The 21,908-nt window shown below is 63.1% G+C and carries 8 protein-coding genes; all 8 read right to left on the reverse strand.

Annotated features, from left to right (window positions below):
• Positions 1 to 59 precede the first annotated feature (59 nt).
• Positions 60 to 12,542 (reverse strand): filamentous haemagglutinin family protein, encoded by a 12,483-nt coding sequence (locus tag K3819_RS16585; protein ID WP_221397491.1) that lies wholly within the window; start codon positions 12,540 to 12,542, stop codon positions 60 to 62.
• Positions 12,543 to 12,731: 189 nt separating this feature from the next.
• A complete protein-coding gene (locus K3819_RS16590) occupies positions 12,732 to 13,841 on the reverse strand; it encodes a substrate-binding domain-containing protein (RefSeq protein ID WP_085610499.1) in 1,110 nt (369 codons plus the stop codon).
• Positions 13,842 to 14,312: 471 nt separating this feature from the next.
• Positions 14,313 to 15,524 carry a type II secretion system inner membrane protein GspF gene (gene gspF, locus K3819_RS16595; RefSeq protein WP_221397492.1) on the reverse strand — a complete coding sequence of 404 codons (1,212 nt, stop codon included), beginning with the start codon at positions 15,522 to 15,524 and terminating at the stop codon, positions 14,313 to 14,315.
• The gene (gene gspE / locus K3819_RS16600) at positions 15,524 to 16,930 is read right to left on the reverse strand and encodes a type II secretion system ATPase GspE (protein ID WP_039768906.1); all 1,407 of its coding nucleotides are present in this window, start codon (positions 16,928 to 16,930) and stop codon (positions 15,524 to 15,526) included. Before gspE ends, gspF begins: the two co-directional genes overlap by 1 nt.
• Positions 16,927 to 19,278 carry a type II secretion system secretin GspD gene (gene gspD / locus K3819_RS16605; RefSeq protein ID WP_221397493.1) on the reverse strand — a complete coding sequence of 784 codons (2,352 nt, stop codon included), beginning with the start codon at positions 19,276 to 19,278 and terminating at the stop codon, positions 16,927 to 16,929. The genes gspE and gspD overlap by 4 nt, the downstream gene beginning before the upstream one ends.
• Positions 19,275 to 19,820: a type II secretion system protein GspM gene (gene gspM / locus K3819_RS16610; protein ID WP_221397494.1), complete on the reverse strand. Its 546-nt coding sequence runs from the start codon at positions 19,818 to 19,820 to the stop codon at positions 19,275 to 19,277. Before gspM ends, gspD begins: the two co-directional genes overlap by 4 nt.
• Positions 19,813 to 20,958 (reverse strand): type II secretion system protein GspL, encoded by a 1,146-nt coding sequence (gene gspL / locus K3819_RS16615; RefSeq protein ID WP_221397495.1) that lies wholly within the window; start codon positions 20,956 to 20,958, stop codon positions 19,813 to 19,815. Before gspL ends, gspM begins: the two co-directional genes overlap by 8 nt.
• Positions 20,955 to 21,908 carry a type II secretion system minor pseudopilin GspK gene (gene gspK, locus K3819_RS16620; RefSeq protein ID WP_221397496.1) on the reverse strand — a complete coding sequence of 318 codons (954 nt, stop codon included), beginning with the start codon at positions 21,906 to 21,908 and terminating at the stop codon, positions 20,955 to 20,957. The genes gspL and gspK overlap by 4 nt, the downstream gene beginning before the upstream one ends.

Consider the following 21,908-nt stretch of genomic DNA (forward strand, 5'->3'; position numbering starts at 1 on the left):
CTTCAACATAAAAAAAGGGCGACCAAATGGCCGCCCGAAGCGTACTACACGAGAGTTCTTTACAACGTCAGCTGTCCCCGCTCCTCTTCGGTCAGCTGCTGTTTCGCCTGTTCATCCAGCGCCCCGGCGCCCAGCACCTGCACCGGGCTGTTGGGGTTGTAGCCGGGTGTCGGTGCGCGGCTGGCGCCGTCGCGGGTCGGGGCCAGTTGTTCGTTGCCGAAGCTCAGTACCTGCACGGTGAACACCGAGGCCTGGTTCTGGCGCGAGGCGGCTTGTTGCTGACGGGCGACGTCTTCCGCCGCCTGGGTGGCCGACGACGCGGCGGAACTGGCGGAGGTGATCGCCCCGGTGTTGACCGCCGACACCACCGGCACGCCAGTCGCCTTGCCCTGCACCGAGATGTTGGCGGCGTTGACCACCGTCAGCGCGGCGATGTTGACGTTACCCGAAACGCGAATCCCCGCCTCGCCCGCATCGATGGTGCCCAGCGGCGCGATCAGGTCGATGTCCCCCGGTGCCACTTCGGCAATCGGGTTGAGCGTGGCGATACCGGCGCCGGTGCTCGGCACCGATGGCGACAGGGTCACGTTGCCCCAGGTGTCGTACACGCGTTTCGGCGGGGTGTAGACCACGGTGGTTTTCGAGCCGCGACCGGCGTTGATGTCGCCCTCGGCAGACCAGCCGAGAATCGAGCCGCCGAACGTGGTCATGATCCGGCTCTGCCCCAGCAAAATACTGCCTTGGGAGTAAAGCTGAATGTTGCCCGAACCCTGGGTGATGATCCCTGCCGTGGACGGCGGCGCGGCACCCTCGATGCCGAACACCTGACCGCCGCCCGGCGTGAGCATCTGGATATCGCCACCGAACAGGGTCTTGACCCCGGCGCCACCGTAAAGGGTGATGTCGCCGTCATACCGGATCGGGTTTCCGGCCACGTCGGTGGTCGGGAACAGCGAAGCAATGGCGTTGCGACCGCGCAGGTAACTGCCTGTGCGCGGGCCGTCGACATCGTTGTATTCCAGGCCGCCAGCACGCAATTCGGCGAAGTACACCTGGCGGGCGAAGATCGCCTGCTCGGCACTTGGCAACGCGGCGAAGAAGGCTTGCGCCTGCTCTGCGTTGCCGCTGAAGCCGTAGCCGAGGGTCAGCCAGCTCTGCAATTCGTCGAGGTAGGTCTTGACCACTTTGCCCGGCTGCCCGTTGAGGGAAACGCTCGGATCGGCAAGGTTCTGCGGGTTCAGATAACGCGCGATGAACCGCGAATAATCCGGTCCTTGCGCACCCACGCCCGCCTGCATCACCACGCTGGCGCCGGGTCGCTTATCGCCTGCCACCAGCGATCCGAGGCTGGTGATGCTGGCGCGGTTTTCCATGAGGATGTTGCGCCCGGCATTGATATCGAGGACACCAGGACCGGCGATATCGAAGCTGCTGTAGAGAATGTCGCGACCGGCAGAAACGCGAGAGATGTCTCGTGAGTCATTGTGGACGAACAGGTTGCCGGTGGACGTGATGTTCTCACGGTTGATGCCCATCTCTTCCGGCTGCACGGAGGTTGGCTGTCCAAGATTGGTTCCGGACGCGACGATGTCACGACCGGCGATCATCCAGACGGGGCCCGCGGCTTCGTACCAGGTCCGTTTGGATGTTTCGAAATTCAAGGTCTCACCGGTGCGTATACCCACCAGATCACCGGTCAACGCATAAAAGCGTGCAGGCTGCTGCACATCGCTCAATCCCGAATAGCTGTCGGGACCGAATGCGAACAACGGATAACGCGTGTTTCCGTCCGGAACAACACCGTCGCGACTGTAATTGCTGGCCACCAGTGTGCCTTGCGAATTGGCATCAAAGCGATTGAACGCCGGATTGAATGGTGTCGCGATGGCTAAAGGACTGGCACCGGATTGATTGATCGCATAGCCACCCGCGTAGATCGAATCACCCGCCAACAATTCCAGCTGACCTGACTGCGATGGCGCCAGCAGCAACGAATAGGCTTTAAGCGGGTTGTTGCCAAGCCCGCCGTCAAAAGCGGCAGACGGACCGGCATAAATGGAACCCTGCCCCGCCACTGCCCGAAGGATGGAGGGATAGACGAATCGACCGTCCGTAGGCGAAGTGTTTCGCCCAAGGATCAGATTGTTGGAACCGTCGAACTCTGCGATCTGCGTACTGGGCGTGAGATTGCCACCCGCCGAAAACAAGTCGATTGCCGTATGGTCGGTCCACAACGAAAAACCACTCAGGATCCCGCCTCTCTTGATGTCCCCATTGCTGTCGAAAACAGGGGTCGCGTTCTGCAGGCTCACTCGCCCCGGATCCCCAGCCCCGCCCAACACCAGATCGCCACGGGTGCTCAGGCTCATGCCCGAGTCACCGGGAATCAACACCAGGCCACCGGAAGCTTTGCTGAGCGTGGAAGTAAACGGATCGAAAGCGCGCGTCTCTCTCGGGTCATTGAATTGCGAGGCCGCGCCGTATTGCAGATCAATTCCGCCCACAGCCCCGCCACTCAATTGTGCCGCGCCGCGCAGGTTAATCAGTGCACCTTGCAGATCGTGGAATGGTCGCGCCGTGCCGGTATCACCCGCCCGGGCTTGCAGCGACGGGTTGAGCTGACCGCCAATGCGGATATCCATGTCACCGCCACCGGTCATCTGCACGCTACCATCGCTGCCGATTCTGCCTGTGCTGCCGACTGCCACGATCAGCCCTTGACTGCGCAGGTAATTGCGCGAATCGCCCATGGGCTTCAACAGGCCCGCGTCAGCCCCGGCGCGCAAACTGATGTTGCCGCCGCCCAGCGTACCAAAGCCGGTAAACCCCACCAGATACGGGTCGGTACTGGTTGCATTCGGTATCGGCTGAGTGATGTAACTGCCGAAGTTGATCCACCAGGCGGTTGGAACATCGGCACTCCCCGTCCCCTGGCGCCACAGCCAGTTGCCGACGGCGACGCTGGCGATCTGGTCGCGGAAACCGCCGGACGAGGTTTGCTCCTTGTGCCCTACCGAATCGCCGGAAATCGATCCACCGGCATTGATTGTGAGGTTGCCGCCCAGCTGTGGATACCAGGCCTGATAAAGGCTGTCAGTGCCACCGTTGACCCATTTTTCGTAGTCGGCCCCCGTGCTGCCCAGAACCGAGTTGGTATCGGAAAGGTGCCCGCGTGGCTGGTTATAGAGCGGATCGACATTGGCCGACTGCGTCCCTGCGGTGTACACACCAAAAGGTGAGTCCATGCTCAGATTGCCCGCCGATATCAGGTCGAGATCGCCCGTCCCTGTGCGCAGCACACTGAACATCTGGGTGTGAGCCTTGGCGGATTTCTGCGGATTGTTTTCCAGGCACAACTCCGGCATCAGTTGGCAAAGGATCAGGTAGTCATCTGGAACGGGCTCGTAATCGGCGCCCATGCCACTGCCCGGTGCCCAGACCCAGCGTGCCATCGGCGCGCAATCGCCGGGACCGATCTCGCACAGAATCAGGTACTCCTCGGGGATCGGCTCATACGCGGGGAAGCCATACTGGTTGCCGACGGCCCAGACCAGTTTCGCGGCACCCTGAGTGACCGTCACGCCATAGTGAGTATCCGCCAGTCGTAAATTGCCTTCGCTGGTCACCGGTTTGACCATGCGGTTATCGGCGGCCTCAAGATCGGCACCGGCCACCACACGCATTGACCACGACGCACTGCCCGACGGCAACATGCTCGCCACTGCCCAGTTCTTGCCCTGCTGCGTGCCGTTGAACGGGCGCAACTCGATCAGGGACGTACCGTCGGCCAGTTTCACGTCCGTCATTGACGGAATCAGCGACCCGCGCAACAAGGCCAGTGAACCGCTCAACAGAACGCCGTCAGTGTTGCCGGTGTCTGCATCGACAGTCCCGGGGAGCGGCACTCCTTTGGGCCAGGTCATCGCGTCCAGCGAGGTCGCCTTGTTCAGGCGAATGCCTGCACCCAGACGCGTAGTGGCTGGCAAGGTCACGCTGTCGCTGAGCAATGTTCCTGCGGCGTACAGCAAATTGCCGTTCTGGTCGTGAATCGCGCCAGCCAGCACCGTACCGGCGCTGAAGGTATAGGACTCTTTCAGGGTCACTTGACCTGGCAGCAACGTACCGCTGGCGAAGGTCGCACTCTGAATCGCCACGTCATAGTTCAGCGTTGCACCTACCGGGAACCTCGTACCCTCGGCCAGCGAAACACCGGTGCCCGGAACGATCAGATCGCCGCCGAACGGCTGCACACCTGCAATCAGTTTCCAGCCGGCATCATCGACGGTTTCAGGTGGCGGGGCGAAGCCGTCGTTGATGCTGCCGTAAATATCGAGGTTGCCGCCGGCACGGATCACCAGGCTGCCGGCCTCCCCTGAACCGTAAACGGCAGGGTTCAGCCGCGTGTGCGGATTGAGACTGGCGTAGCGATAGCCCGAAAGGTCCAGATCGCCCTCCACCACCAGATCACCGTCGGCAGTCTTGCTGGCGATTTCCACGCCCGGTCGCAGATGGAATGCATCGGCGTAGGTGGCGTTGTTCAGCCCGGCCAGTTTGCGTTGCAGCAGCTCACTGTTGCCCAGCGCAGCGTTGATGAAGCTGTTGCTGTCACCGTGAATGCGATCGAGCATGGCTTGATCGATGACCTGATACGGCCGCCCGCTGACGGCCTGATCGACACCATCACGGGCATCGGTGTAACGGCGCACGCCATTGAGCCCGATAGAACGGGCGCCCTGAATGGTCAGCGCACCGCTGGCGTCGATGGCGAGGTCATTGCTGCCCAGGCGTGGCGCGTTGAGCTCCAGCGTGCCGCGCAGCATTCCATCGTGTTGCCCCGCAAGGAAACCGGGCACGGCATCGGTGCCGTGGCGCAGGTCGATGCGCGCGCCGCTGCCCAGCGTGAGCAAGCCATCGCCTGAACCGAGTTCGACCGTGGCACGGTTCGGCGCATCGATGATCTTGCCGTAGCTGTCCACCCGCAGCACGCGACCATGGGCATCGAGCACGCTGTTACCCGCGAGGGTCAGACCGTTTTTCGCCGACAGACGAATGCTGCCGACACGTTCGCCGCTGGCATCGATCAGACCGGCCACCATCAGGCTGCCATTGTCCACCGACACATTGACCTCACCGGCCTTGAGACCGTCGCCGATCACCAGGTTGCCCTGCTTGAGCTGCAAGCTGCGGCTGCCGAACACCTGACCGGCGTTCAAGCGCTGGTTGAGCGCGGCAAACTGCTCGGAGGCGTCACCGTCCAGACGCTGCGCGCGAATGTCCACGCCCCCGGCCTTGTAGGGCACCAACGTGCCCCCGGCGTCGTAGTAACCGCTGCTGCCGCCGACAATCTCGCCTTGCAGGTCGACCATCCCGGCTGCGTCCGCCAATGCGACGACGCTGAGATTGCCGGCCTGATTGTTCTGCGCCGACAGATCGATGCGCGAGCCCGCGGCCTGACGGATATTGCCGTTGGCGCTGTACAGCGAAACATCGCCGCCCCAGCTGTACTTGCTGACATCGTTGAACGGCAAGGTGCGCCCGGCCATATCCAGCACGGCTCCGCTGCCCAGGGTCAGATCGCCCTCGGACTTCACCGTCAGCTTGCCGCTGGCCAATGCGATACGGCTGTCGAGCACGACGTTGCGGGCTTCAAGGTTCAACTCCGCCCCCAGGGCATTGGCCACTCCAACAGCCCCGGCGCCACTGAGCGTCAGGCTGTTGCCGGTCTTGAGCAGACTGACCGATGCGGCCTCCCCCGTGAGCAAGGGCGTGCGCAGATTCAGATTACCGCCACTGTAGCTGTAACCCTTGACCGGGTCGTAAGCGCCCTGCTCCTGATACACCGCCAGACTGCCCTTGTGATTGGCGGTAATGCGTTCACTGGCCGTCAGGTTAACGTTGGCAAAACCCAGCACCAGACGATTGTTCTGATCCAGACCATTGGGCTGTGGCATCGGCCCGTAACCCAACTCGATGCGTTGCGCCTGAATATCCAGCGTCCCCTTTCCGGTGCCGGCCCCCTCTTTGATCACCGTGCCCGGGTTTTGAGTGGCACCGTTCCAGATCAGATTGCTGGTACGGATGGTCGCCACATCATTGGCATCGCCCAAGCCGTAAATCGCAGGTGTAACGAGTAACAGATTCTGCAACTTGCTCTGACCGGTCTGCGGATCCAGCGTATCGAGGGTCACGCTGCCAAAGAAGTTGATTGCATCGCGAGCGGTCAGGCTCAGGGTTTCAAGGGCTGGCGCACCATACTGGGTATCGCCGCGTAACAGGCGGTCAAGCACAGTCGGGTTCAGTACCAGGCCATTGGGTACGCGGTTGCCTGCCGCCGCCAGCGACGCTGCATTACCGACATTCACCGCGCCAACGGCGAGCGCCAGATGTCGGGTACCGAAACGTACGGCCTCGCCCAGCTCGAACTGATCGTTGGTGGCGGCGGTAATGCTGCCATTGGAATAAAGCAGCGCCGGGTTGCTGCATGCGCCCGACGCGCAACTCCCGATACGAACGTTGCCGCCGCTGCCGAGGTCGGGTGCCAGCACATTGGTCCAGCCGTTGGACACCAACAACATGCTGGCGGCCCCCGGTTTATAGAGATAGCCGTCTGCGGAGTCATAAGCGACATTGCCGCGCCCCAGCGTATTGATGCCCGCCCCAGCCTCGACCGTTATCCCGCCGGCGCCCGATGTCGTGCGCAACAGCACTTCCGGCGCCGACAATACGGCCCCTTCACGCAGAACGATGCTGGAGTTATCACCCAGGAAACTGATGAGATTACCTTCCACGGTGTACCGCACATTCGGCATTGCGCCGACGGTCAGACGTCCTGCATTCAGGTTGTTCAGGGTATCGGCATAGAGAGAGACGCCTTTGAAACCTTCCGTGGGTGCATGCCCTGCACCCAGGATTTCAAAATCTGCGCCGGCGTTGCCACTGCGTACCACCGCTGTGCCAACCCTGCCATTTTCGGCTGCCGCGAATAACGCGCGACCCGCGAACTGAAGCGCAATGTCTTGCTTGCCGCCAGCAACCAGACGCAAATCCAGTGTCTTGCCATCCATCGGTGCCAGCGCCCTTGGCACGCCACGGCGCGCGGCATCGCTCTGGATAAATGCAGTGAATCCGGTTTCGTTGTACTGCGAATAACGGCGCAACACATCAGCCGACGTCAGAATGACCTGACTGGCCAGACTGTCGCGCAGGCCGGTATTGGCAATCGACATCTGTGCGTTACTGGTCCACGAACCATTGCGCAATGTGCCCGTTGTCGTGCCTGGCGCGGCCTGACCATTGACCTCGACCCGGAACGCGCCGGGCAGCAGCGCGAAGGTAGAAGGCAACAGTGTGTAAGTGCCCGCCGGCAGCCCCGGCACACCGCTGCCAAGGGTGATTTGCTGGCCGATACGCGGGTCCACCGCACCGGCTTCGGCGAGCACGGGCGCGTAGGTACTCTGATTGCCCGGGACAATGGCGTACACCGGGTTGCTTGCCAGCCCCGGCAAGCTGAATGTACCGTCAGCGGCGTTGCGTACCAGCGGGTTGAAACGCGCATCGGTTGAGCCGCCACGCCCGGAAACGAAACCGGCGCCGCGCAGATCGCCACCGCCCGAAAGGTCAATGACCGCGCCGCTCTGTACGTCAATGAATTGCGAGCGGATTGCCACGCCGGTGTTCTCGCCCGTGATCCCCTCAAGGGCGACGGACTTGCCGTTGTAAAGGTAGTCGATGCCATCGGTGGTGCCACCATACGGCATGACCAGGCCGGCAGCGCTGACCGAGGTCAGGCTGCCGGGAAGCAGATGAACCTCGCGGGTCTGGGTCAACAGGTCGTCACCCAGAGAAATCTGGCCCAGCGGTGCGCGAATCACCCCTCCCTGCTCGACGTACCCGCCATACAGACTCAACTTGCCGAACACCGAGTACGGCAATGCAACGGGCGCCGCACCCCGTCCGCTGATGCGCAACGTGTGCGCCGGCGCCGTAATCGAGCCCTGATAACCGACACGCACTTCAGCCTGGACGCCGCTGGCGGGATAAATCTGTGCAGCGCCAAGGCTCAAGTCACCCGGCGTCCACAGGCGGGTCCTCTCCGCGCCATCGGTCTGTGCCAGGAAACGCAGATCACCGCTGCTGTCGAGCGATACCTGGCCAAAAGCCCGTCGGCTGTATTCAGCGGCAGGTCCGCTGACTTGCCGGATCACGCCCTGGGTACCGAACGACAGACCGTTGCTCAGATCCAGCAGATTCGCCGATGCGTTGAAGCTGGCCTCTGACAGTCGGGTCGTCGGATTGAGTGTTGCCTGAGGTCGAACCTTACCGACGATGCCGTAGTAGGTGCCGACTCCGGACAGGCGCAGATAGGGTGCGCTGACATTGACACGCGTTGCATCGTTCGACGACTCGGCCAGAGACAGGGCGCCCGCATACAGGCTCAGGCTCTGATTCATGTGCAGATTCACGTCACCGTCGAACGACAGCAGACCGTTGCTGAGCAGACTCAGGTTATCGAAACCACCACTCATCAAACCATCGGCACTCAAGCGCGCCTGCCCATAGCGCAAACCGTCAGCGCTATGGCCGGGTTCCAGATCCGATCCCAATCGCTGATCAGCCGCGCCTTGAGCAATGATCATCTCCCTTGGCGCTCGCACCTTGTTGTCCGCAGAGTCCGCGTACAACGGTGATTCCAGGGCAATGTCCAGACGTCCTCCAGCGGCCCCGAGACCACCCGCCACCGCACGCAGACTGCCTTCGATGAACAGACCGTTATAAGAACTCAGGCTGATGCGACCACCGTCAGTGGCGATGCGGGTCGGACCCTGACCGGCGATATCGAGCAACGCCTCTGCACCCGAGGCATCCAGCCGTGCGCCTGGTCGTACGATCACGTAAGCATCGGCAGCGGTGGCTGTGGCGAGTTTCGAGTCGATCTCGCCGCCGATGACGATGCTGCCGCCCTTGCCCACCTGACCATACGTGCGCCCCAGAACGTCCGTTGCGGTACTGACTTGGCCGGATACATCCAGCACGGCCTGTTCACCGATCCAGATCGAACGGTCATGGGCCTTCGGATCGGCAACCAGGATGGACGTCGCCGGCTTGATCGAGCCGAACTGTTGCTGGCGGATGTCAATCGTGCCCCCCCTTGCATACAGCTCACCATCGACAGTGATCTGCCCGGCGCCACGCAGTTTGATGCTTTGTCCCGGGTCGACGCTGATGCGCGAGCCACGGCCCAGCGTCAAGGTGCTGTTGGCGGCATCGATCAGGTCGTCCAATGTCGCGCCACCTTGCAACGTCAGGCTGGCACCGGCGCGCTGGGTCAGAACGCCCTTGGTCGGGTTTTCCTGGAACAGCGTCGGGGTCCACAGCTCCAGCGCCGTACGCGGATCAACGCCGCTGATCGCGTTCGGTGCCGCATCGCCGAAACGGTAGACCGGCATGGTCACGTCGATTGCGGTGCCTTCGGCAACTTCGAGTCCGCTCAGGCCGATCAGGTTATAGGCGGAGAATCCTTTGCCGAACAGATCCGCGGACAGTTGCAGGGTGTTGTCCGCCAGGGCTTTATCCGTTTGCCCGACGAGTATTTTGTTGGCCTGCACCGTCAGGGTGCCGCCGCCCGTGACGCCGTACCCGCGCAGTTCGCCATCGAGGTTCAGATGGGTCTTTCCGGGCGCGGAAATAGCGCTCGACTCCAGCGTCAGATCGCCGCCCTTGCCGCCCCGGGTCTTGCCATTGGCAAGCACGGCACCACCGGAAGAGACATCGAGCAGGCTGTCGGCAGCGACGTCGATATCGCCGCTGCTGCGGACCGATATCAGGCCACCGTTCAGATACGCCAGGCTGGCGTTATCGTCCGGGTTGGTGCGCAGGTTGCTCCACAGGCCTCGTGTATCGAGAAGCACGCCCTCGGCGATGCGGGTTTGTGTCGCCTTGTCGGTTTTGGCCGCCAGGCGAGTGTCGGTGTTTGTACCGCCGTTGAACTGGTTGAGTACGTTGCCCAGACGCAGGCTGCCACCGCGAGCAGTCAGGTCGGCGCCGACCTGCACATCCGGGGCGTAGAGGGTGATTTCGCCACCGCTGTCGACCGTGAGCGCGCCGTCAACGGCGATCTGATCCTTGGCCGAAACCTTGAGCGCACCCAGGCGGAATCCGTTGAGCTGATCGTTATCGAGATACAGCTTGCCCTTGCGGGCATCGGACACCGCGCCGGTCAATTCAAGATCGTTGCCGGCGACCGGGCGCGTGCCACCGATCTGCACCTGATCAAGCATTGGATTGAGGGTGTAGAGCAGGCCGTTCGACGCCGCGACAAAGGTCGGCTCGTAACTGCCGACAATCAATTGCGCACGCCGGGCCAGCGCGGTCTGGCTCTGCTGATAGCCGTCGAGCACCGGTTTCGGCGCCTGATTCTGCCGCTCGCCCTGGTACACGTCACCGATCATCTGCCCGTCGAGCACGGCGCTGGCAGTGGAAATCACCAGTTGCCCGGCATCCCGGCCCACGGTGTAACCCGACTCGAAGCGCGAACGCGGAGCGATCAGCGGGTTGTAGAAGTAGCTGGTCTGGCCCCAGCGCTCGCTGTTGTCTTCATAACCTTTGTACAGCCCGGTGTAGAGCAGATCCCCCGGTGCACGGGAAACTTCGTACAAGCGCCCGTCTGCGCCACGCAGCCAGCTCTGGCGGATCTGCCCGCTCTGCACATCCAGGGTGCCGCCGGACAGGTTGATCAGCGAACCCTTTTCGGTGACCACGTCGTTGCCGGCGAAACTCACCACGCCACCTTGGGCCATCCACTCGCCGACGCTGTGCCCCTGGGTGCCGAGATAACCACCGACTTCCAACAGGCCACCGGCGGTGTACCAGCGATCCGTGGCATAGCCGTTGGTGCCGGCCGGCACATACACCAGCTCGCGAACATCGACCCAGATGTCGTTGCTGTTGAGCGCGCCCTTCTCGCGGTTGACCGACGCATCACGCTGCTCATTGCCCTGCACGTTGATTTTGATGCTGTTGTTTTCCATCGCCACCTTGACGCCGATGGCACCGGACACATCGATCATCGCGCCCTCACGCACCAGGCTGCGGCGCTGCGCGCCGACCGCGACCTGCCCGCCTGTGGCCAGGGTGATCGAGCCGTTCTGGAACTCGACGCTGCCGCCGCTCTGGATCTCGATGCGCGACTGGTCGCCACGGATCCGGTTGTTGGCCGTGACTCCCGTCAGCGCGGCCTGATGCTGGCTGTCGAGGGCGGTCATGTCGCTGCTGTCGAGCATGATCGCCGTGGCACTGCCCTGCCCCAGCGTCACGCTGCCGTTGGTATCGGAGATCGGGTTGGTGAGGTGAATCGTGCCCCGCGTCGCTACTGACGTACTGGCGAGCGATACGCCGTTTTGCACCACCTCATGACCGGTCAGGGTGATGTCGCCCGTAGCGGACTGGATCAATCCGTTGTTGCTGACCTTGCCCGCCACCGCACCGGCCTTGAATCCCGGAATCACTTCGCTGCCAAATGTGGTCGACAGCGCATTGCCTTCCGTGCCCGAGCCCTTGCGGATGTAGAAACGGTCACCGGCCGCGAGCACGGTCTGGCCCTTGGCGGTGTTGATGCTGCCGTCGTTCTGCACTTCGTTGCCGAGCAGCAGCGCATAGCCGCCGGCATCGGTGGAAGCCGACGGTTTATGGGTTTCAATCGAGGCACCGCGCTCCACCAGCACTTTGCCGGCTGCATCGGTGAAGGTCGGTTGACTGCCGGTGCTGTCGAAATACAGACCCCGATCACGGAACTGGATATCGGTGATGTTCGCCGCTGCTGCCACCAGGTTGCGCACGTTGACCTGACTGCTGCCGCTGAACACGATGCCGTTGCGGTTGATCAGCATCACCGTGCCGTTGCCCTTGATCTGGCCTTGAATCTGGCTGGCCCGGGCGTTCGGATCGTTGACCCGGTTGAGCACTGCCCAGTTCGACTGCTGCGCGAAATCGACCGTGGTGTTGCGACCGACGTTGAAGGTTTCCCAGTTGAGAATGGCCTTGTCGGCGGTCTGCTCGATCGTCACTGTGGTCTTGCCATCGACCTGGGTCTGCTGCGGGCCCTTCGCGTTCTGCCAGCCCTGGGTCAGGCTGTTGTCGACTTTCAGACCGCCTTCACCCAGACCGTCCGGCACAAACTGCACCGAGCCCAACGCGGCGGCGCGCCCGGCCGCCTGCGCCGCCTGTTGCGCGGCAATCGCGGCGACCGTGTTGTTCAGGGTCTGAATCGAACGCTGCAACTGCGCATTGGCCTTCTGCTGCTGGGCCAGCGGCGGTGTCATTCCAGGCAAGCCACCCACGCTCGGACGCGCCGCCGCAGCCTGTTGCGCCGCGCCCTTGGCAGCAAACCAGCCCGAACTGAACGCCGTCTGCGCCTGCGCGCTGCCCGCCACCAGACACAACGCCACCGCGTGCGCCAACGGTTTGAGCAACCACAGCGCCGGCTCCATGGCTTCACGTTTGGAGGACAGAACGCTGGTACGACGACGGGATGGGCGAGCGAGCATCACTACGAGATCCTTTTTGATTGCCACACAAGGCCGCAGGCGTGCAAAAACCTGCTGTTACGTCATAGGCAGTTGGCGAGGGGCGCGACCGAACGGATGTCACACAAACTTCATGATTGAGGTGTATCCAGCCAAAAAAAATGGCGGCAACCCGAAGGTTGCCGCCATTTCTGTTACGACTGCGCGAGCTTACAAAGGACGACCGATGGTGTTGCACACGGTGGTGTTGTTGATGTCCAGGTTGTTGCCCGAGGTGTTGGTGATGAAGTTGGCGGTTACAGCGTTTTTCCAGGAATCAGGCACTGCGACGAACTTGTGAGCCTGAGTCGCGGCGTTGTTGCCCGGGATGCTGTAGTGCTTGGTCAGGAAGGCTTTGACGTCGGCGGCCACGGCTGCATCCTTGTAGCACTGACCGAAGATGAAGTTGGTGTAGGCAGCGAGCTTGTAACCCAGAGCCGGGTTGGCAACCACTGGCGACCAGTTGGCCGGGTTGGCAGCCTGGGCAGCGGTCGAAGGAGCGGTAACCGATGCCAGTGCCAGGTTGACGTTGGCCGAAGTCGGTTGAACACCGTTGACGCGGGCAACAACAGCGTTGCTGGTGGCATCTACACCGTCCGGACCGACGTAACCGATGGAGCCGTCAACTGCGTTCACGGCAGTGGCGACATCGGAAGTGTTGGCAACGCCGACCCAGTTCGAAGGCAGCGCGATGCCACCGATACGAGCGGCGGTGAAGGTGGTGCTGGTGGCGAACTGAGTCGGGCAGACGGCGTTCAGGTGACGGGTCAGGATTTCCGAAGTGCCGCTGGAAACGTTGCGATAAACAACGCGGATGGCGGTGGTGTCGGAAGTGCCCAGTACAGCACCCCAAGTGGTTTTGGCGCCGGAGAACACGTCGCACAGTTGAGCGCTGGTCAGGTTCAGAGCGGTCTGACCGGCTTTTTTGTAAGGGATGGCAACCGAAGTGGCAACCGAAGGCAGTTGAATCAGCGGCCCGAACGAAGCGCCGTAGGTGCTGCTGTAGGTGCTGAGTTCCGAAGCGCTGAGGATCGAGTCGCTACCGGCGAAGTGCACAGTGCCAGTGGTGCTGAAGCCAGCCGGGTTGTTGGTCAGGAAAGCGGTCTTGCCACCGCCGCTGCCGATGGCTGCGTAGCTGAAGTTGGCTGGCAGGATGCTGTCGGACGAGCCTTTGTACAGAGCGGCTGGCAGGGTTGCACCACCACCGGTAACGGCCATGGCTTGAGCGGAAGCCAGAGCGGCAACGGTCAGGGAAGCTGCGATCAGAGTGCGCTTGAACATGAAGAATCTCCTTTTCAACGTTGGTTGTGAACACAGGTTTTCAGGGGTCTTGCATGACGCTGGGAGGACTCACCGCTGACCTTCGCAAGCGGGGTCCGGGGTTAAGTCGCACTGAGAAATTCGCAGTTTCCGGTGACAGATAAAGGAAAAAACCTCGGGAGGTGCAGGCTGATTTTCGAGGGATTTTCTCGGGTGTTCCGGGGGTTGTGCGAAGTGTCTACGGCAAGCTTTTCGAGGGAATCGGCCACAGCCCTTGAAGGGCCGTTGCAGATGACAGAAAGGAGAACCCGAGGATGGGGGGAATGAGGGTCGGGTGATGCTGAGGCTGCGGAAAAAAACTGAATTATTTATTGCTCTGACCGGCCTCTTCGCGAGCAAGCCCGCTCCCACAGGGGTATGTATTTCAAATGTGGGAGCGGGCTTGCTCGCGAAGGGGCCGGAACAGCCAACGTCAAACCAACAGACACACCCCTACTGCACCAACTGATTGATCTCGATGATCGGCAACAGCACCGCCATCACGATCACCAACACCACCCCGCCCATCACCACAATCATCAGCGGCTCAAGCAACGCGGTCGTGCCCATCGCCCGGCGCTCGATATCGCGTGACAAGGTCTGCGCAGCGCGTTCAAGCATCGGTGGCAGCGCGCCGGTTTTCTCGCCGCTGGCGATCAGGTGAATCAGCACCGGTGGGAACACGTTTTCCACTTTCAGCGCTGCTGCCAGGTTGACGCCCTCGCGCACCTTGGCGGTGGCCTCATTGACGCTCAGGCTCAGACGATCATTCGACAAGGTCTGCCGCGCCGCCTCCAATGCGCGCAACAACGGCACCCCCGCGCCACCGAGAATCGCCAGGGTCGAGGCGAACCGGGCGGTGTTCAGCCCCAGCACAAAGCGCCCGATCAGCGGCAGCTTCAGCACCCGATGATGCCAACTCAAGCGCGCCGCCGGGTTGCGCAGATACAGGCGCCAGCTCCAGAACGCACCGGCCATGACGCCTGCGCACAACCAGCCCCACGCCCGGATGAAATCACTGGCATTGAGCATCGCCAGCGTCAGCCCCGGCAGATCCTGCCGCGCCTGGGAAAACGCACTGACCACCTGCGGCACCACGTAGCTGAGCAGGAAAATCACAATGCCGATCGACACCAGCCCGACCACGCCCGGATAGATGAACGCGGTGAGAATCTTGCCGCGCAGGTTGTTGCGTTCCTCGATGTAATCCGCCAGCCGCTCCATCACCTGCGCCAGATCACCGGACTCCTCACCTGCTGCAATCAGCGCCCGGTAAATCTCCGGAAAATCCCGTGGCCGCGCCGCCAGCGCTTCGGCCAGGCGCATGCCACTGCGCACGTCGGCGCGCACGGCGCTGAGGGTGTGGGCGATATGCTTTTTCTCCGCCTGTTCGACGGTGGCACTTAGCGCCGCTTCCAGCGGCAGACTGGCGCCCAGCAGGCTCGACAGCTGGCGGGTGGCCCACGCCAGATCGTTATCCGAGAGCTTGGCGCTGAACAATCCACCGCCGCCATGCTGGGAGACATTGCTTTCCTTCTCCACCGACAACGCCGTCAAACCACGACCGCGCAGCACGCCAAACGCCGCGCCCTGACTCTCCGCTTCCAGATGCCCGGACTCGATCTTGCCGCTGGCATCGGCGGCTTCAAAACGATAGCGATTCATCAGGCGTCCCGTGTCACACGAAGGATTTCTTCCGGCGCCGTGGCACCGCTGCGAATCCAGCGTTCGCCGTCCTCACGCAGGCTGAACATCCCGGCCTTGCTCGCCGCCGCACGCAACGCCTGCTCCCCTGCCCCTTGGTGAATCAGGGTGCGGATGTCGTCGTCGATGCAGAACAATTCGTGAATGCCGGTCCGGCCGCTATAACCGGTGTGATTGCACGCCGCACAACCGACCGGGCGCCAGGTGCCGGGCGTGGCCGGGTCTTCCTGTTTGCACTGATTGCACAGGCGCCGCACCAACCGCTGGGCCAACACGCCGAGCATCGACGAGGCCAGCAGAAACGGCTCGACGCCCATGTCGACCAAGCGATTGACCGCCGACACCGCATCGTTGGTGTGCAGGGTCGCGAGCACCAGGTGACCGGTCAGCGAAGCCTGCACCGCGATCTGCGCGGTTTCGAGGTCGCGGATCTCGCCGATCATGATGATGTCCGGGTCTTGCCGCAGAATCGCCCGCAATGCCAATGCAAAAGTCATGTCGATCTTCGCGTTGACCTGAATCTGGCTGATGCCCGGCAAGTCGTATTCCACCGGGTCTTCCACGGTGAGGATGTTGCTGGTGCTCGCATCCAGTCGTGCCAGTGCCGCATACAAACTCGTCGTCTTGCCACTACCGGTCGGGCCGGTGACCAACACGATGCCGTGGGGCTGGCGGATCAGGTGATCGAGTTTGGCCAGCACCTGCGCGTCCATGCCCAAGGTTTCCAGATGCAGGCGTCCGGCCTGCTTGTCCAGCAAACGCATCACCACCCGCTCGCCATGGCCGGTAGGTACGGTCGAAACGCGAATGTCGATTGGCCGCCCCGCCACGCGCAAGGCAATGCGGCCGTCCTGTGGCAGGCGTTTTTCGGCGATATCGAGCTGCGCCATGATCTTGATCCGCGACACCAGCGCACCGTGCAACGCCTTGCGCGGCGAGACCACATCACGCAGGGTGCCGTCGACCCGGTAGCGCACCACCGAATGGGTTTCGAACGGTTCGATGTGAATGTCGCTGGCCTCGTCCCGCGCCGCCTGCGTGAGCAAGGCGTTGATCATGCGGATCACCGGCGCGCCATCCTGGGTGTCGAGCAGGTCGGTGATTTCCGGCATGTCCTGCATCAGGCGGTCGAGGTCGACTTCGTTTTCCGCCGCACCGACCACCGCCGCCGCGCTGCCGGTGTCGGCGTAGGCCGTGGCCAGCAAACCGTCGAGTTCGTCGTCGCGCACCCGCTCAAGCTTCGCTGCGCCGAACTGCCGCCGTACTTCGCTGATCGACCAACCTGGCGTCGACGGGCACACCGTCAGCACGCCATCGCGCAGCAAAATCCGCTGCGCCTTGGCCCAGGCGTAAGGCAATGCGCTCATTGCAGCGGCACCGCTTTGATCGTCGCGCGCGGGCCGGACACCGGTGCCGGCACGCCTTGGGCAGTGGCGGGCAATTGCGGCGCCTGCATGTCCGGCATCGCCCAGCTGCGCTCCGGTTGCAGACCGCCCTGTGCGCGGCGCATGAAATCGTAGCGGTTCAACGTGATGCTGCGCCCCGCCGCGCTGTCGCGGATGATGTACGGGCGCAGGAACACCATCAGGTTGGTCTTGGTGATCGAGCGGCGCTCGTTGCGAAACAGTGCGCCAATCCCCGGAATGCTCGACAACCACGGCACCGCGTCATTGCTCTGGCTGTAGCCGTCCTGCAGCAGACCGCCGAGCACCATGATCTGGCCGTCGTCGAGCAGGATGCTGGTGTCGAGCGCGCGTTTGCTGGTGACGATCCCCGCCGAATTGGCCGCCGCCGAGGCGCGCTCGTCGATGCTGCTGACTTCCTGATAGATGTCGAGCTTCACCGTGCCGCCCTCGGAAATCTGCGGCCGCACGTTGAGCTTCAAACCGACCTCTTCGCGAGTCACGGTCTGGAACGGGTTGTTGCTGGTGCCCCCGCCGCCGGTGACGTAACTGCCGCTGACAAACGGGATGGTCTGGCCGACGAAAATGCTCGCCGCTTCGTTGTCCAGGGTCAGCAGGTTCGGCGTCGACAGCACGTTGGTGCCGCCCTTGCTCTTCAGGGCCCGGGCCAGCACTTTCAGGTCGAGGATCTTGCCGATGCCGGGGATGTCGACCGTGCCGTTGACGTAGCCAAGGTTCAGGCCTTGGGGCAGTACATCGAGGCTGGTCTTGCCATTGACGTTGATCCCCGAACCGCCAAGGTTAGCGCCGCCGATCACGCCTTTGCCGCCGAGGTTGCCGGTCTGCCATTGCACGCCGAATTCGCTCGCGTCGTCCTCGCCGACTTCGACGATCAGGCTTTCGATGACCACTTGGGCGCGGCGCTGGTCGAGCAGATCAATGACTTCGCGCAGGTTGCGGTACAGCGGTTCCGGCGCGGAAATCAGCAAGGTGTTGGTGGTCGCGTCCGCCTGAATAGTCACGCCGCCGGCGCTGAAGGCCACGTTCTGTTCGCTGCTTTGCGCATTGCCGCTGCCGCTGGTGGCGCCGCTGCCCTGGGCGTAACTGCCGCCGGTGCTGCCGCTGTTGGTGGTCGACGTGCTGCCGTTGGTTTGCGTACCGCTCTGGCCGTTTTGCCCGCCGCCCGAGTTGGTGGAACTGCCCATGTTGCTGAGCACTGAGCGCGCATTGTCGCTGGTGCCGCTGTCGCTCTCGCCGGTCAACAACCCGCGCAGTGCCTGGGCGAGTTTGCCGGCCTGGGCGTTGCGCAGATACACCACGTGCAGATTGCTCGGGTTGCTCTGGGCGTTGTCGAGTTTGTAGATCAGGTTGCGCGCCAGCTCCGTGCGCTCGGGGCTGCCGGCGCGGATGATGATGGTGTTGGAGCGCGGATCGCCGATCACTGCGATTTTCTGGGTTGGATCGTTGCCCGGTGCGTCGAGCAGGTCGGCAACCATCGGCGCGATGTCGGCGGCGATACCGTTCTGAATCTGCACCACGTCGGTGTCGATGGCGCTCGGGGTGTCGATGCCCTGAATCAGTTGCGCGACCCGCGTCAGGTTCTCGGCGTAGTCGGTAACGACAATGGTGTTGTTGCCCGGATAGGCGTTGATCGGGTTGTTCGGCGAAACGATCGGGCGCAGCACCGGGATCAGGTTGACCGCGTTCTCGTATTGCAGGCGGAACGTGCGGGTGAGCATGCCGTTGCCAGCCGGTTTGTCGGCGCTGTAGATCGGCCCGCCGAGCAACTTGGCATCGGCTTCCGGCACCACCTGCGCCACGCCGCCGACGTCCACCACGCTAAAACCCTGCATACGCAGCGCCGCCAGCAACATGTCGTAAGCCTGATGCGCCGGCACCTGGCCCTCGGAGACCAGCGTCAAGTTGCCCTTGACCCTTGGGTCCACCAGAAACTGCTGGCCGGTCGAGCGCGACAACGCCCGCACCACCGCTTGAATATCCGCATCGACAAAATTCAGCGTCACCGGCTGATCGCCCAACGGATTGGCCGGCAACGTCGTGCCCCGCGCCGAACCGCCACTGCGGGCGCGTTCGGTGATGTTGTGCAATTGCTTCGGCGCCGGTTTTACCTGGGCCTGCGCGCGCTCGCGGTCGAGCACCGCGTCGCCGCTGCGCTGGGTGTTGGCCAGCGGCCGGCCGAGTTCGCTGTCCACCAGCAGCGGCGGTTGATTCGGTGGCGTGGTGTTGCTGCACGCGCTCAATGCCATCAACAGCATCGGCAACGCCATGCGTTTGGATCCTGACCCCTTCATGAAGCTTCCTTAGCGCCCAGCGCCTGATCCATGCGTACGGTGCCCGACAGAGTGCCGGCCGTGTCATCGGTCGCGGCGTCGTCTGCGCGTTGCAGACGGGCCTCGACCACTTGCAGTGAAAAATTCCGGGGTTGGCTCAGCAGCCAGTCGAGCACGGCGTCGGCCGGTGCCGCGTCGAAGGTCAACTGCCAGCCGGCGGACACGGCCGCCAATTGGTAATGGCCGCCCAGTCCGCTGGCCTGCAAGGTTTGTTGCAGCGACTGCTCCAGGTTCTGCCCGTCGGGGCGCACGCTGACGTCGCGCAACAGCACTTCCAGCGCTTCGGCCTGGGCGCGCAATTTCGGGGTTTCGACTTGCGAGGCGGTGATCTTCTTCAGTGGCGGCTGAATCAACGCCACCCACACAAACAGCCCCAGCAACAGCGCCGCCATGCCGCCGACCATGCGTTTTTCCCGCAAGGCCAACGGCTGCCAACGGGCCTTCAACTGAGCGTTGAAGCGCTGCCAACCGGCGCGGTATTTCGCAAGCGAGGGGCTATTCATCTTCGGCTCCGCTGCTGTCTTCGTTGTCGGTGGCGGCGGTCGCCTCGCCGGCCGGGCGCAGGACCCAGCCGTCGTCATTCGGGCTGATGCTGATGCCGGCCTGGGCCAGCGTGCCTTGCCAATCCTTGTCGTTGCCCGAACGCCGAGCCTCGGGCAGCAGACTCAGTTGCAACGCGCCGTCGACAAACTCCAGACGTTGCACCGTCCCGGCCATGGACGGCATGCCACTGCCGGCCTGCGACACCAGCCGCGTGAAATCCTGCCCCGGCGCATCCACCGCGCCTTGCTGGCGCGCCGCGATCTGCTGACGGGCCTGTTGCAACGGATTGAGGATCACCGGCAACTCGGGGAACGCCTGCTTCACCCGCTGCGCCATCTGCGCCTTGAGCTGCTGGCCCTGCCCGGCCTCGCGAGCGGCGTACAGGTTCAAACCGATCACCCACACCGCCAACGCCAGCGCACAGCAACCGAGCGCCCTGCCCCAGCCGCGATGCTCACTGCCCGGTTGCTGAAGGCCGCCGTGCAAGCCCCAGTTCGGCACCGGGCCGGAGCAACGTTGTGTGTCGGCCAATGTCGATTGCACCGCTTCCGGCGCGCCGTCACCGATCCAGTGCGCTGGCAGACCGGTTTCCAGCAGCCAGGCTTCATCAATCATCGGCTGCACCTGCGCCGCATTCGGGCCATGGCGCAGCAATAGATGATCGTCATGCAGGCAACCGACGCCGCCGGCCATCACCGGCAAGCTGTAAGCCGCCGGGTACAGGCCCTTGAGGTTCAAGCCGAATTGCCCGAGGTGCTGCAAATCCTTGCGGGCCACCCAGGCGATCTGCACTTGGCCGCTTTCATTTCGAGCGCTGTGGGCGATGTGCATCTCGGCGCTGTCACCGAGCATCAACGCCTGCGCCGCACATTGCACCGCCGCAGCGGTTTTGTTCGCGGGCAGCGGCGGCAAATCGATGCTCGCCAGCAGGCTGTCCGACGGGTGCAGAAAGCACACCAACGGCTGTTTCGGCAGAGCGCCGAGCTGCACGCGTTCCTGGCGAGTGACCTGCCCCTGACGATCCAGCCACGCGCAATCCACTTCACTGTCGAGACTCAGCTCCGCCAGCGGCGGCAAACTCACACGCAACTGGCTCATACGCCCACCCGCGACCAGATCACTTGCGGCAAACGATCCTGACTGCGATGCAACAACGCATCGAGGCTCACCCGCCGCTGATCGCGCCGCGCCTGCCCACGCAGCCGAAACCAGTCACTGGTGATCCCGACCTTGACGCTGGTGATCTCCAGTTGCGGCAGTCGCAGGCGATTGACGAAATCCCCGCGATTGATAAACCAGCGCCCGGCGTCACGCTCATTGATCAACGCCTGCGCCCGCTCCAGCGACAACCCCGGCACATACGCCGCGAGCACCGGCGCCGTGGCGGTGTTGCCGTTGAGCCAGGTGGTCGCCGGAATCACCGTCAGGTACGGCGCCAGTTTCGCCAACAGCGCATCGTTGACCCCGTCGACACTGCGTAAATCGTCCAGCGTGCGCAGCATCGGCAAGGTCGGCGGTTGCGGTTTGCGCGAAGCGGATGGCGACGTGGCGCGCCCGCTGTCGAACGTATTTTTCGCCACAGGCTTGTCCACCACTTGGGCATTCAACAGGTGCGGATAAGAGCCGATCACCCGCTGACTGATGCGCCGGCTCAAGCCGCTGCTGACACCGATCAACTCGCACAAGCGCTCGAACGCCTGCACCTGGGCGTCATCGACCCGCTCGTTGGCCACCAGATTGCGCAGGTTGAACTTGCCCTGCTCGTCCTCCAGCCGCCCCTCGAAACCTTGGGCATTCAACAACTGCGCCCAGGGTTGATCGAGGCGGGTCAGCGGATCGCGCTGCCGCGCATCCCACAACAATTGCCGGCTGATCTCCAACCCGCCGTGCAACAGCCAACGGCCCTGCACGCGCAGTTGCTCGGCTTCCAGCGCCCGGGTCGAAACGCTCTGGCGGGTCAGCATGCCGGCGGCGATAACCGCGACCACCGCCGCGATCAGCAGCGCACTGATGATCGCCATCCCCTGCTGGTTCGATTGGCTGTTCAT

This window comes from Pseudomonas sp. 3-2 (assembly GCF_019710535.1).
GTDB lineage: Bacteria > Pseudomonadota > Gammaproteobacteria > Pseudomonadales > Pseudomonadaceae > Aquipseudomonas > Aquipseudomonas pharyngis.